Below are 440 nucleotides of genomic sequence, written 5' to 3' on the forward strand. Positions count from 1 at the left end.
GGGCAAAGAGCAGCCTGATTCCGGCGAAGTGAAAATCGGCCAAACCGTGAAAATGAGCCTGATTGACCAAAGCCGCGAAGGTTTGCAAAACGATAAAACCGTGTTCGAAAACATCGCCGAAGGCCGCGACATTTTACAGGTTGGTCAGTTTGAAATTCCTGCCCGTCAATATTTGGGACGCTTTAATTTCAAAGGCAGCGAACAAAGCAAAATCGCAGGTCAATTGTCGGGCGGCGAACGCGGCCGTCTGCACTTGGCAAAAACCTTGTTGAGCGGCGGCAATGTCTTGCTGCTGGACGAACCGTCCAACGACTTCGACGTAGAAACTCTGCGCGCGTTGGAAGACGCATTGTTGGAATTTGCCGGTAGCGTGATGGTCATTTCGCACGACCGCTGGTTCCTCGACCGTATCGCTAAGCATATCTTGGCTTGTGAAGGCG

At 52.0% G+C, this 440-nt stretch carries 1 protein-coding gene; it reads left to right on the forward strand.

All coding sequences use genetic code 11. From position 1 onward, the window contains the following. The coding region (locus ACTHTQ_RS11420) for an ATP-binding cassette domain-containing protein (RefSeq protein ID WP_440363981.1) at positions 1-440 on the forward strand (440 nt) is incomplete at both ends.

The sequence above is a fragment of the Neisseria sp. P0020.S003 genome, from assembly GCF_051957095.1.
Lineage (GTDB): Bacteria > Pseudomonadota > Gammaproteobacteria > Burkholderiales > Neisseriaceae > Neisseria > Neisseria subflava.